A 13,551-nucleotide genomic window follows, 5' to 3' on the forward strand; every position below is an offset into this window, starting at 1 on the left:
ATGGAGAAAATTAAGATGATTTATCCAACTTTCAAGGACATTAAAACTTTTTATGTGTGGGGTTGCTATAAAAATGACCAAATTAAGTGGTACGTAGACATGGGTGTAATCGACAAAGAAGAATATGCATTGATCACTGGAGAAAAATATCCAGAAACAAAAGATGAAAAGTCACAGGTGTAATGCTTGTGGCTTTTTAATTTAACGCAAAGTAGGTGGCGTAATGTTTGGCTTTACCAAACGACACGAACAAGATTGGCGTTTAACGCGATTAGAAGAAAATGATAAGACTATGTTTGAAAAATTCGACAGAATAGAAGACAGTCTGAGAACGCAAGAAAAAATTTATGACAAGTTAGATAGAAATTTCGAAGAACTAAGGCGTGACAAAGAAGAAGATGAAAAAAATAAGGAAAAAAATGCTAAAAATATTAGAGACATCAAGATGTGGATTCTAGGATTAATAGGGACGATTCTAAGTACATTTGTTATAGCCTTGTTAAAAACTATTTTTGGCATTTAAAGGAGGTGATTACCATGCTTAAAGGGATTTTAGGATATAGCTTCTGGGCGTGCTTCTGGTTTGGTAAATGTAAATAACAGTTAAGAGTCAGTGCTTCGGCACTGGCTTTTTATTTTGATTGAAATGAGGTGCATACATGGGATTACCTAATCCAAAGACTAGAAAGCCTACAGCTAGTGAAGTGGTGGAGTGGGCAAAGTCGAATATTGGTAAGAGGATTAATATAGATAATTATCGGGGCAGTCAATGTTGGGATACACCTAACTTTATTTTTAAAAGATATTGGGGTTTTGTAACATGGGGCAATGCTAAGGATATGGCTAATTACAGATATCCTAAGGGTTTCCGATTCTATCGTTATTCATCTGGATTTGTACCGGAACCTGGAGACATCGCAGTTTGGCACCCTGGCAACGGAATAGGTTCGGACGGACACACCGCAATAGTAGTAGGACCATCTAATAAAAGTTATTTTTATAGCGTTGACCAAAACTGGGTTAATTCTAATAGTTGGACAGGTTCTCCGGGAAGTTTAGTAAGACACCCTTATGTAAGTGTTACAGGCTTTGTGAGACCTCCATATTCAAAAGATACTAGCAAACCTAGTAGTACTGATACAAGTTCAGCATCAAAAGCCAATGACTCAACAATTACTGGCGAAGCGAAGAAACCGCAATTTAAAGAAGTTAAAACAGTAAAATACACTGCTTACAGCAATGTTTTAGATAAAGAAGAGCATTTCATTGATCATATAGTTGTAATGGGTGATGAACGCTTAGATATTCAAGGATTATATATAAAAGAATCAATGCATATGCGTTCTGTAGACGAACTGTATACGCAAAGAAATAAGTTTATAAGCGATTATGAAATACCGCATTTATATGTCGATAGAGAGGCTACATGGCTTGCTAGACCAACCAATTTTGATGACCCGCGTCACCCTAATTGGCTAGTTATTGAAGTATGTGGTGGTCGAACAGATAGTAAGCGTCAATTCTTAATGAACCAAATACAAGCTTTAATACGGGGTGTATGGTTGTTGTCAGGAACAGATAAAGAATTATCTGAAACAACGTTAAAGGTAGACCCTAATATTTGGCGTAGTATGAAAGATTTAATTAATTACGACTTGATTAAGCAAGGTATACCGGATGACGCAAAGTATGAGCAAGTCAAAAAGAAAATGCTTGAGACGTACATCAAACGAGATATATTAAAACGAGAAAATATTAAAGAAGTAACTACAAAAACAACAATAAGAATTAGTGATAAAACATCGGTTGACAGTGCGTCAACAAGAGGACCCACTGCATCAGACGAAAAACCAAGCATCGTTACTGAAAAAAGTCCGTTCACGTTCCAGCAAGCACTGGATAGACAAATGTCTAGGGGTAACCCGAAAAAATCTCATACATGGGGCTGGGCTAATGCAACACGAGCACAAACGAGCTCAGCAATGAATGTTAAGCGAATATGGGAAAGTAACACACAATGCTATCAAATGCTTAATTTAGGCAAGTATCAAGGCGTTTCAGTTAGTGCGCTTAATAAGATACTCAAAGGGAAAGGAACGCTAGACGGACAAGGCAAAGCATTTGCAGAAGCCTGTAAGAAAAACAACATTAACGAAATCTATTTGATCGCGCACGCTTTCTTAGAAAGTGGATACGGAACAAGTAACTTCGCTAACGGAAAAGATGGAGTATACAACTACTTCGGCATTGGCGCTTACGACAACAATCCTAACTACGCAATGACGTTTGCAAGGAATAAAGGTTGGACATCTCCAGCAAAAGCAATCATGGGCGGTGCTAGCTTCGTAAGAAAGGATTACATCAACAAAGGGCAGAATACACTGTACAGAATCAGATGGAATCCTAAGAATCCAGCTACGCACCAATACGCTACTGCTATAGAGTGGTGCCAACATCAAGCTAGTACAATCGCTAAGCTATATAAACAAATCGGCTTAAAAGGTATCTACTTTATAAGAGATAAATATAAATAAAGAGGTGTGTAAATGTACAAAATAAAAGATGTTGAAACGAGAATAAAAAATGATGGTGTTGACTTAGGTGACATTGGCTGTCGATTTTACACTGAAGATGAAAATACAGCATCTATAAGAATAGGTATCAATGACAAACAAGGTCGTATCGATCTAAAAGCACATGGCTTAACACCTAGATTACATTTATTTATGGAAGATGGCTCTATATTCAAAAATGAGCCCCTTATTATCGACGATGTTGTAAAAGGGTTCCTTACCTACAAGATACCTAAAAAGGTTATCAAACACGCTGGTTATGTTCGTTGTAAGCTGTTTTTAGAGAAAGAAGAAGAAAAAATACATGTCGCGAACTTTTCTTTCAATATCGTTGATAGTGGCATTGAATCTGCTGTAGCAAAAGAAATCGATGTTAAATTGGTAGATGATGCTATTACGAGAATCTTAAAAGATAACGCGACAGATTTATTGAGCAAAGACTTTAAAGAGAAAATAGATAAAGATGTTATTTCTTACATCGAAAAGAATGAAAGTAGATTTAAAGGTGCGAAAGGTGATAAAGGCGAACCGGGACAACCTGGTGCAAAAGGTGAAGCAGGTAAAAAAGGAGAACAAGGCGCACCCGGTAAAAACGGTACTGTAGTATCAATCAATCCTGACACTAAAATGTGGCAAATTGATGGTAAAGATACAGATATCAAAGCAGAACCTGAGTTATTGGACAAAATCAATATCGCAAATGTTGAAGGGTTAGAAGATAAATTGCAAGAAGTTGAAAAAATCAAAGATACAACTCTCAACGACTCTAAAACGTATACGGATTCAAAAATTGCTGAACTAGTTGATAGCGCGCCTGAATCTATGAATACATTAAGAGAATTAGCAGAAGCAATACAAAACAACTCTATTTCAGAAAGTGTATTGCAACAGATTGGCTCAAAAGTTAGTACAGAAGATTTTGAGAGATTCAAGCAATCATTAAACAGTTTGTATGCAGATAAAAATCATAGTCATACAATCAAACAGATTGAAGGATTAGAAAATGCTTTATCAAAAAAATCAGACATAAATCACAGTCATGATGAACGTTATCTTTTATCATCAAATGCTTTTACAAAAGAGGAAGCAGATAAACTTTATCAACCTATCGGTTCTTCGCAGCCGTCACTGAATATTTGGACAGGCAGTGAAACAGAATATAATTATTTGTATCAAAAAGACCCTAATACACTTTACTTAATTAAGGGGTGATTTTATGGAAGGTAATTTTAAAAATGTAAAGAAGCTTATTTACGAAGGCGAAGAATATACAAAAGTATATGCTGGAAATATCCAAGTATGGAAAAAGCCTTCATCTTTTGTAATAAAACCCTTACCTAAAAATAAATATCCGGATAGCATAGAAGAATCAACAGCAAAATGGACAATAAATGGAGTTGAACCTAATAAAAGTTATCAGGTGACAATAGAAAATGTACGTAGCGGTATAATGAGGATTTCGCAAACTAATTTAGGGTCAAGTGAATTAGGAATATCAGGAGTCAATAGCGGAGTTGCAAGTAAAAATATCAACTTTAGTAATCCTTCAGGGATGTTGTATGTCACTATAAGTGATGTTTATTCAGGATCTCCGACATTGACCATTGAATAATTTTAAACGACTAATTTTTAGTCGTTTTTTTATTTTGGATAAAAGGAGCAAACAAATGGATATTAACTGGAAATTGAGATTCAAAAACAAAGCAGTACTAACTGGTTTAGTTGGAGCATTGTTGCTATTTATCAAGCAAGTCACGGATTTATTCGGATTAGATTTATCTACTCAATTAAATCAAGCTAGCGCAATTATAGGCGCTATCCTCACGTTACTTACAGGTATTGGCGTTATTACTGACCCAACGTCAAAAGGCGTCTCAGATTCATCTATAGCACAGACATATCAAGCGCCTAGAGATAGCAATAAAGAAGAACAACAAGTTACGTGGAAATCATCACAAGACAGCAGTTTAACGCCGGAATTAAGCACGAAAGCACCAAAAGAATATGATACATCACAACCTTTCACAGACGCCTCTAACGATGTTGGCTTTGATGTGAATGAGTATCATCATGGAGGTGGCGACAATGCAAGCAAAATTAACTAAAAAAGATTTTATAGAGTGGTTGAAAACTTCTGAGGGAAAACAATTCAATGTGGACTTATGGTATGGATTTCAATGCTTTGATTATGCCAATGCTGGTTGGAAAGTTTTGTTTGGATTACTTCTGAAAGGTTTAGGTGCAAAAGATATACCATTTGCAAACAATTTCGATGGACTAGCTACTGTATACCAAAATACACCGGACTTTTTGGCACAACCCGGCGACATGGTTGTATTCGGTAGCAATTACGGTGCAGGATACGGACACGTAGCATGGGTAATTGAAGCAACTTTAGATTATATCATTGTATATGAGCAGAATTGGCTAGGCGGTGGCTGGACTGACGGAATCGAACAACCCGGCTGGGGTTGGGAAAAAGTTACAAGACGACAACATGCTTACGATTTCCCTATGTGGTTTATCCGCCCGAACTTCAAAAGCGAAATAACACCACGATCAGTTCAATCTCCTACACAAGCACCTAAAAAAGAAACAGCAATTCCACAACCTAAAGCGGTAGAACTTAAAATTATCAAGGATGTGGTTAAAGGTTATGACCTTCCTAAACGTGGTGGTAATCCTAAAGGTATTGTCATTCATAATGACGCAGGAAGCAAAGGGGCGACAGCGGAAGCTTATCGCAACGGATTAGTTAACGCACCTTTATCGAGATTAGAGGCAGGTATTGCACATAGTTATGTATCAGGTAACACAGTGTGGCAAGCTTTAGATGAATCACAAGTAGGTTGGCATACTGCTAACCAATTAGGCAATAAATATTATTACGGTATTGAAGTGTGTCAATCAATGGGTGCAGATAACGCGACATTCTTAAAAAATGAACAGGCAACTTTCCAAGAATGCGCTAGATTGTTAAAAAAATGGGGTTTACCAGCAAACAGGAACACAATCAGATTACACAACGAATTCACTTCAACATCATGTCCACACAGAAGCTCAGTATTACACACTGGTTTTGACCCAGTAACTCGCGGTCTATTGCCAGAAGACAAGCGGTTGCAACTTAAAGACTACTTTATCAAGCAGATTAGGGCGTACATGGATGGTAAAATACCGGTTGCCACTGTCTCTAATGAGTCAAGCGCTTCAAGTAATACAGTTAAACCAGTTGCAAGTGCATGGAAACGTAATAAATATGGTACTTACTACATGGAAGAAAGTGCTAGATTCACAAACGGCAATCAACCAATCACAGTAAGAAAAGTGGGGCCATTCTTATCTTGTCCAGTGGGTTATCAGTTCCAACCTGGTGGGTATTGTGATTATACAGAAGTGATGTTACAAGATGGTCATGTTTGGGTAGGATATACATGGGAGGGGCAACGTTATTACTTGCCTATTAGAACATGGAATGGTTCTGCCCCACCTAATCAGATATTAGGTGACTTATGGGGAGAAATCAGTTAGAATGACATAGTCATGTCTATTTAAGCAGGTGCGTTACATACCTGCTTTCTATTTACATTTAAAGATAAAATGTGCTATTATTTTACTAGAACTTTTTAACATTTCTCTCAAGATTTAAATGTAGATAACAGGCAGGTACTACGGTACTTGCCTATTTTTTATGATATAATGTAATTACATTACCAGTAACCAATCTGGCTTAAAACCACATTTCCGGTAGCCAATCCGGCTATGCAGAGGACTTACTTGCGTAAAGTAGTAAGAAGCTGACTGCATATTTAAACCACCCATACTAGTTGCTGGGTGGTTTTTATGTTATAATATAAATGTGAAATGGTCATTCTTGAAATGACTCGGTCGCTACTGGCACAGACTGTTTAAAGTGTCACCACAACATGAACTGAGAATTCATATGACGTTGCTGACGAGCGACAAAGCTCTGTGTTCCTGAATGGGAGTAAGTTTATGTGGTGGTACATAACAAGTCGCTGAAATATTTGCGACATAATAAAACATATTATCGGTTTTATTATGTGCTGCAGGCACACCTTAACCATCCATACTAGTTACTGGGTGGTTGTTTTTTATGTTATATTATAAATGATCAAACCACACCACCTATTAATTTAGGAGTGTGGTTATTTTAATATATGAAGCTAAAATAACTACAAATGATACCATTTTTGATACCAAAAAATAATAACCTCAAAATTTCGAGAGAAATAACTTCATTTTAAATCGCATTAAATCAACGTTTCTATAAAAATAAGTCCTTAAAAATTAGTTTTTTCAATCGAAATGGAAGGTAGTATTGGATAGCTTTAAACCGCGTTGTTAAGCCATTCTTGACTTCCGGAAATGGGTATTGATACCATTTTGATACTGAATATAACAAAAAGCCACATTACTGTGGCTTTTTTTGTTTTATAACTAAATCGGATTGATAGATAAGCTTTGTACTTATTTATATCAGTCCGATTTTTTGATTGGTGTAAAAAATAATCATTGATGGTGGATAAAGCGACAACACAAATACAATATGATTGTGGCATTAGAGTGCTGGTCTTTATTAAATTAATTGAAAACTACATCAAATATTCTTTAAAGATAATTCGATATTAGTTCGATTAAGATTCGTTGTATAAGTGAGTTAAAATAAGAAAACTATTAATAATATTAAGTTCACTACAGATGTTGCTAATGGACCATAAGTTTTAAAGACATCTTCACTTTTATAACCAACAATCGCATCTAAAAATTGAACTAAAATCATTGCAATGGATATAGTTATCAAAAATATAGCACTATGAATGACTAAAGAAAAAATAGCTAATAAAAATAAAGGTAAGCTTCGACTAAGTGCATAATATGCATTTATATTATGACTAGATGCACATGCTTGAATTGAATAACCTAAACTTACACTGGCACTAATGATTGTAAATATTGCTAAAACAAAATACATGTTAATCCTTCTTTCTATATTTGAATATAAACAAGTACTTGTCTAAAGATATTTAAAAGATAATTAGAATAAATTTATGAGAAACTGGTTGTTATCATTATAATGGTTTCAAATGATTATAACTATGTCATAAACTGAATTTGTTGAAATTTTTCATTATGTAAATTTATTAATAACAAACAGCTCGAACTATAGCATCATTTTACTAATGAATGCATTAAAGTAACTATGATTAAAAATGCATATTAATTATCATTATTAAGTCTATTATATATAATGAATTTTAACTGGTTTATTAAACGAGAACGTCGGGAATTAAGTAACTACAATAAAAATAAGATATGACAATAAGGAGACTACACGCGTGATCATTGCCATAATTATATTGATATTTATTTCGTTTTTCTTTTCAGGAAGCGAGACGGCATTAACGGCTGCCAATAAAACAAAATTTAAAACTGAAGCTGACAAAGGTGATAAAAAAGCAAAAGGCATTGTAAAGTTACTTGAAAAACCAAGTGAGTTTATTACAACGATTCTAATTGGGAATAATGTCGCGAATATTTTATTACCAACACTTGTTACAATTATGGCTTTACGTTGGGGGATTAGCGTTGGTATTGCATCAGCTGTTTTAACAGTTGTTATCATTTTGATTTCCGAAGTGATTCCCAAGTCTGTCGCTGCAACATTTCCAGATAAAATAACAAGGCTTGTATATCCAATTATTAATATTTGTGTCATTGTGTTTCGCCCTATCACATTACTTTTAAATAAGTTGACGGACAGTATTAATCGAAGTTTATCTAAGGGTCAACCTCAAGAACATCAATTTTCAAAAGAAGAATTTAAAACAATGTTAGCAATTGCTGGACATGAAGGTGCTTTAAATGAAATTGAGACGAGTAGGTTGGAAGGTGTCATTAATTTTGAAAATTTAAAAGTAAAAGATGTAGATACAACACCTAGAATTAATGTGACGGCATTTGCTTCAAATGCGACATACGAAGAAGTTTATGAAACGGTTATGAATAAGCCATACACTAGATATCCAGTGTACGAGGGAGATATTGATAACATTATTGGGGTGTTTCATTCTAAATATCTGTTGGCTTGGAGTAATAAAAAAGAAGATCAAATTACAAACTATTCAGCTAAGCCATTATTTGTGAATGAACACAATAAAGCTGAATGGGTATTACGTAAGATGACTATTTCTAGAAAACATTTAGCAATTGTGTTGGACGAATTTGGTGGTACCGAAGCGATAGTGTCACATGAAGACTTAATTGAAGAATTATTAGGTATGGAAATTGAAGATGAGATGGATAAAAAAGAAAAAGAAAAACTTTCTCAACAGCAAATTCAATTTCAACAACGGAAAAATCGCAACGTATCTATATAAGGAGCGAACAGCTATGTGGAATAAGAATCGACTTACTCAAATGTTAAGTATTGAATATCCAATTATACAAGCAGGTATGGCAGGAAGTACGACACCGAAATTAGTTGCATCAGTAAGTAACAGTGGTGGGTTAGGCACAATAGGCGCAGGTTACTTTAATACGCAGCAATTGGAAGATGAAATAGATTATGTACGCCAATTAACGTCAAATTCTTTTGGCGTAAATGTCTTTGTACCAAGTCAACAATCATATACCAGTAGTCAAATTGAAAATATGAATGCATGGTTAAAACCTTATCGACGCGCATTACATTTAGAAGAGCCGGTTGTAAAAATTATCGAAGAACAACAATTTAAGTGTCATATTGATACGATAATTAAAAAGCAAGTGCCTGTATGTTGTTTTACTTTTGGAATTCCAAATGAATCTATTATAGAAAGATTGAAAGAAGCAAACATTAAGCTAATAGGTACAGCAACAAGTGTTGATGAAGCTATTGCGAATGAAAAAGCGGGTATGGATGCTATCGTTGCTCAAGGTAGTGAAGCAGGTGGACATCGTGGTTCATTTTTAAAACCTAAAAATCAATTACCTATGGTTGGAACAATATCTTTAGTGCCACAAATTGTAGATGTCGTTTCAATTCCGGTCATTGCCGCTGGTGGAATTATGGACGGTAGAGGAGTTTTGGCAAGTATTGTCTTAGGTGCAGAAGGGGTACAAATGGGCACTGCATTTTTAACATCACAAGATAGTAATGCATCAGAACTACTACGAGACGCAATTATAAATAGTAAAGAAACAGATACAGTCGTTACAAAAGCGTTTAGTGGAAAGCTTGCACGCGGTATCAACAATAGGTTTATCGAAGAAATGTCCCAATACGAAGGCGATATCCCAGATTATCCAATACAAAATGAGCTAACAAGTAGCATAAGAAAAGCCGCAGCAAACATCGGCGACAAAGAGTTAACACATATGTGGAGTGGACAAAGCCCGCGACTAGCAACAACGCATCCCGCCAACACCATCATGTCCAATATAATCAATCAAATTAATCAAATCATGCAATATAAATAATCGACCGCAATCCACAAAAGCACAAGCACTCCCAAACATTATTTTAGTGCTTGCCATTTTTGTGGATTGCGTTTCTATTTTACCAATCTAGTCAAACGAAATTATCAAACTAAAGTTCGCTGAAATGATTATAGTCAAACGAAAACATCAAACTAAAGCTCGCTGAAATGATTATGATCAAACGAAATTATCGAGCTGAAGGTCACCGAAATGATTATAATTAAACGAAATTATCGAGCTAAAGTTCACTGAAATGATTATAATCAAACGAAAACATCAAGCTGAAGATCGCCGAAAGATTTTAATCAAGCGAAAACATCAAATTAAAGTTCGCTGAAATGATTATGATAAAAGTTATATGGTATGATGACATTGGTGATATATATGATAAACATCGGATTAACAGGTTGGGGTGATCACTATTCATTATATGAAGATTTAGAACGCCAAACCGATAAACTTAAAACATATGCTGGACATTTTCCGGTTGTCGAATTAGATGCGACATACTATGCGATACAACCGGAAAGAAATATATTGAAATGGATAAAAGAAACGCCTGATACATTTGAATTTGTGGTCAAAATTCATCAAGCACTCACATTGCATGCAGACTACAAAACATTTGCAGATACAAGGCAAGAACTATTTGATCAATTTAAGAATATGTTAGAGCCCTTACATACACAGAAAAAATTAGCAATGGTATTGGTTCAATTTCCGCCATGGTTTGACTGCAATGCACAAAATATCAAATATATTTTGTATGTAAGACAGCAATTACAAGCATTTCCAATGTGTGTAGAATTTAGGCATCAATCATGGTTTAGTGATGCATTTAAAGAACAAACATTGGCATTTTTAACAGAACATCAAATCATTCATGCAGTAGTTGATGAACCACAAGTGAAAGATGGCAGTGTACCTTTAGTCAATCGAATCACAAATGAAATTGCGTTTGTACGTTATCATGGACGTAATCATTACGGTTGGACTAAGAAAGATATGTCAGATCAAGAATGGCGAGATGTACGCTATTTATATGATTATAATGAGCAAGAATTAATAGACTTGGCACAAAAGGCACAAATATTAGCACAAAAAGCTAAGAAAGTTTACGTCATATTTAACAATAATTCTGGTGGTCATGCAGCAAATAATGCCAAAACATATCAGCGATTATTGAATATAGAATATGAAGGGTTAGCACCACAACAATTAAAATTATTTTAAGAGGCGACGACTATGTTATTAATAATTACATTATTAGTTTTAATCGGAGGTTTGTCAGCGATTATAGGGTCTATCGTAGGCATTGGAGGCGGTATTATTATCGTTCCAACAATGGTTTACCTCGGTGTTGAACATGGATTACTACATAATATTACAACACAAGTAGCGATAGGGACGTCTTCAGTCATTCTAATTGTGACAGGACTTTCTTCATCACTTGGATATTTAAAAACAAAACAAGTTGATATTAAAAATGGTTCCATCTTTTTATTTGGACTATTACCAGGTTCATTGCTTGGGTCCTTCATTAGTAGATATTTAACATTTGAGTCATTTAATTTATATTTTGGTATCTTTTTAATTTTCGTAGCCATTTTATTAATGGTAAGAAATAAGATTAAACCGTTTAAAATTTTCGATAAACCCAAGTATGAAAAGACTTATGTAGACGCTAAAGGTAAAACATATCATTATAGTGTGCCACCATTGTTTGCTTTTATTACAACGTTTTTAATTGGTATATTGACAGGTTTATTTGGTATTGGAGGTGGCGCACTAATGACGCCACTAATGCTTATTGTATTTAGATTTCCACCTCATGTAGCTGTTGGAACAAGTATGATGATGATTTTCTTTTCAAGTGTCATGAGTTCTATAGGGCACATTGCTCAAGGTCACGTAGCTTGGGGTTATGCAATCATTTTAATTATTTCTAGTTATTTTGGTGCGAAAATCGGTGTCAAAGTGAATCAATCAATTAAGTCAGATACGGTAGTAACATTATTGAGAACAGTAATGTTGTTAATGGGTATATATTTAATTATTCGAGCGTTGATTTAATACAACTTTAAAAGGAGGACGTCAATTTGAGGCTTACAATTTATCATACGAACGATATTCATAGTCATTTACATGAATACGAACGCATTAAAGTATATATGGCAGAACAACGGCCACGACTTAATCATCCTTCTTTATATGTTGATCTAGGTGATCATGTAGATTTATCCGCACCTATAACTGAAGCAACTTTAGGTAAAAAGAATGTGGCATTACTAAATGAAGCAAAATGTGATGTTGCAACAATCGGTAATAATGAAGGGATGACCATTTCACACGAAGCTTTAAATCACCTTTACGACGAAGCAAAATTTATAGTGACATGTAGCAATGTTATAGATGAATCAGGTCATTTACCAAATAATATCGTTTCTTCTTATATTAAGGATATGGACGGTGTGAAAATACTATTCGTTGCAGCGACAGCACCTTTTACCCCATTTTATCGTGCACTAGATTGGATTGTTACCGATCCACTTGAATCTATAAAAGAAGAAATTAAACATCAACGAGGTAAATTTGATGTAATAATCGTGCTAAGTCATTGTGGCATTTTCTTCGATGAAACATTATGCCAAGAATTGCCTGAAATTGATGTCATTTTTGGTAGTCATACGCATCATTATTTTGAACATGGTGAGATCAATAATGGTGTACTGATGGCGGCAGCTGGAAAGTATGGTAATTATCTTGGAGAGGTTAATTTAACTTTTGAGGCACATAAAGTAGTACATAAAACTGCAAAGATTATTCCTTTAGAAACATTACCTGAAGTTGAAACTTCATTTGAAGAAGAAGGAAAAACGTTAATGTCCAATTCAGTAATTCAACATCCAGTAGTGCTTAAGCGTAGTATGAATCACATAGCTGAAGCTGCATACTTATTAGCTCAAAGTGTTTGTGAGTATACACATGCACAATGTGCCATCATCAATGCTGGCTTACTCGTTAAAGATATTGTAAAAGATGAAGTGACAGAATATGACATTCATCAAATGTTACCGCATCCGATTAATATGGTAAGGGTTAGACTTTCTGGTGTGAAATTAAAAGAGATTATAACTAAAAGTAATAAACAAGAATATATGTATGAACATGCACAAGGTTTGGGTTTCAGAGGGAATATATTTGGAGGATATATTCTTTATAATTTAGGGTACATTCATTCTACAGGGCGTTACTATCTGAATGGAGAAGAAATCGAAGACGACAAAGAATATGTATTAGGTACGATAGACATGTATACGTTCGGTCGTTATTTCCCAACACTGAAAGAATTACCAAAAGAGTATTTAATGCCAGAGTTTTTAAGAGATATATTTAAAGAAAAATTATTGGAATATTAAAAAGTAAGATTATTGGATTTTCATTTGTCATGAATTTCGATATAATGTTTAAAGATACACTTAACAGGAGGGTATGT

The 13,551-nt window shown here is 34.7% G+C and carries 14 protein-coding genes and 1 pseudogene; 14 read left to right on the forward strand and 1 reads right to left on the reverse strand.

Annotation, left to right across the window (positions count from 1 at the left end; translation table 11 throughout):
• Window positions 1-9 precede the first annotated feature (9 nt).
• From NSS86_RS03095 to NSS86_RS03130, 8 genes and pseudogenes are all read left to right on the forward strand, one after another.
• On the forward strand, window positions 10-183 hold the full coding sequence (locus NSS86_RS03095; RefSeq protein WP_015990323.1) for an XkdX family protein: 174 nt from the start codon (window positions 10-12) through the stop codon (window positions 181-183).
• Window positions 184-223: 40 nt separating this feature from the next.
• Window positions 224-523, forward strand: a complete 300-nt coding sequence (locus tag NSS86_RS03100; protein ID WP_000466784.1) for a DUF2951 domain-containing protein — start codon at window positions 224-226, stop codon at window positions 521-523.
• 136 nt (window positions 524-659) lie between these two features.
• A complete protein-coding gene (locus NSS86_RS03105; protein ID WP_001604150.1) occupies window positions 660-2,534 on the forward strand; it encodes a glucosaminidase domain-containing protein in 1,875 nt (624 codons plus the stop codon).
• 12 nt (window positions 2,535-2,546) lie between these two features.
• Window positions 2,547-3,785 carry a BppU family phage baseplate upper protein gene (locus NSS86_RS03110; RefSeq protein WP_023487053.1) on the forward strand — a complete coding sequence of 413 codons (1,239 nt, stop codon included), beginning with the start codon at window positions 2,547-2,549 and terminating at the stop codon, window positions 3,783-3,785.
• Window positions 3,786-3,789: 4 nt separating this feature from the next.
• Window positions 3,790-4,185: a hypothetical protein gene (locus NSS86_RS03115; RefSeq protein WP_001604146.1), complete on the forward strand. Its 396-nt coding sequence runs from the start codon at window positions 3,790-3,792 to the stop codon at window positions 4,183-4,185.
• A 55-nt stretch (window positions 4,186-4,240) separates the two neighbouring features.
• Entirely contained in the window at window positions 4,241-4,678 is a 438-nt protein-coding gene (locus NSS86_RS03120; RefSeq protein ID WP_000354132.1) for a phage holin, read from the forward strand.
• Entirely contained in the window at window positions 4,659-6,104 is a 1,446-nt protein-coding gene (locus NSS86_RS03125) for an SH3 domain-containing protein (RefSeq protein WP_001148112.1), read from the forward strand. The genes NSS86_RS03120 and NSS86_RS03125 overlap by 20 nt, the downstream gene beginning before the upstream one ends.
• Window positions 6,105-7,109: 1,005 nt before the next feature.
• A pseudogene (locus tag NSS86_RS03130) lies at window positions 7,110-7,249 on the forward strand (hypothetical protein).
• Window positions 7,250-7,254: 5 nt separating this feature from the next.
• Here the strand turns inward: NSS86_RS03130 and NSS86_RS03135 are convergent.
• A complete protein-coding gene (locus tag NSS86_RS03135) occupies window positions 7,255-7,569 on the reverse strand; it encodes a hypothetical protein (RefSeq protein ID WP_000274029.1) in 315 nt (104 codons plus the stop codon).
• Window positions 7,570-7,933: 364 nt separating this feature from the next.
• Between NSS86_RS03135 and NSS86_RS03140 the strand changes: the two genes are divergently transcribed.
• From NSS86_RS03140 to NSS86_RS03165, 6 genes are all read left to right on the forward strand, one after another.
• Window positions 7,934-8,974, forward strand: a complete 1,041-nt coding sequence (locus NSS86_RS03140) for a CNNM domain-containing protein (RefSeq protein ID WP_000582326.1) — start codon at window positions 7,934-7,936, stop codon at window positions 8,972-8,974.
• Window positions 8,975-8,987: 13 nt separating this feature from the next.
• Entirely contained in the window at window positions 8,988-10,055 is a 1,068-nt protein-coding gene (locus NSS86_RS03145; RefSeq protein WP_000267236.1) for a nitronate monooxygenase family protein, read from the forward strand.
• A gap of 253 nt (window positions 10,056-10,308) precedes the next feature.
• Window positions 10,309-10,392 (forward strand): hypothetical protein, encoded by an 84-nt coding sequence (locus NSS86_RS03150; RefSeq protein ID WP_016170465.1) that lies wholly within the window; start codon window positions 10,309-10,311, stop codon window positions 10,390-10,392.
• 47 nt (window positions 10,393-10,439) lie between these two features.
• Window positions 10,440-11,288 (forward strand): DUF72 domain-containing protein, encoded by an 849-nt coding sequence (locus NSS86_RS03155; RefSeq protein ID WP_000608129.1) that lies wholly within the window; start codon window positions 10,440-10,442, stop codon window positions 11,286-11,288.
• A 12-nt stretch (window positions 11,289-11,300) separates the two neighbouring features.
• On the forward strand, window positions 11,301-12,128 hold the full coding sequence (locus NSS86_RS03160; protein WP_000924457.1) for a sulfite exporter TauE/SafE family protein: 828 nt from the start codon (window positions 11,301-11,303) through the stop codon (window positions 12,126-12,128).
• Window positions 12,129-12,154: 26 nt separating this feature from the next.
• A complete protein-coding gene (locus NSS86_RS03165; protein ID WP_001241245.1) occupies window positions 12,155-13,474 on the forward strand; it encodes a bifunctional UDP-sugar hydrolase/5'-nucleotidase in 1,320 nt (439 codons plus the stop codon).
• The last annotated feature ends 77 nt before the right edge of the window (window positions 13,475-13,551 follow it).

Source organism: Staphylococcus sp. FSL W8-0056 (assembly GCF_037963075.1).
GTDB classification, from domain to species: Bacteria; Bacillota; Bacilli; order Staphylococcales; family Staphylococcaceae; genus Staphylococcus; species Staphylococcus aureus.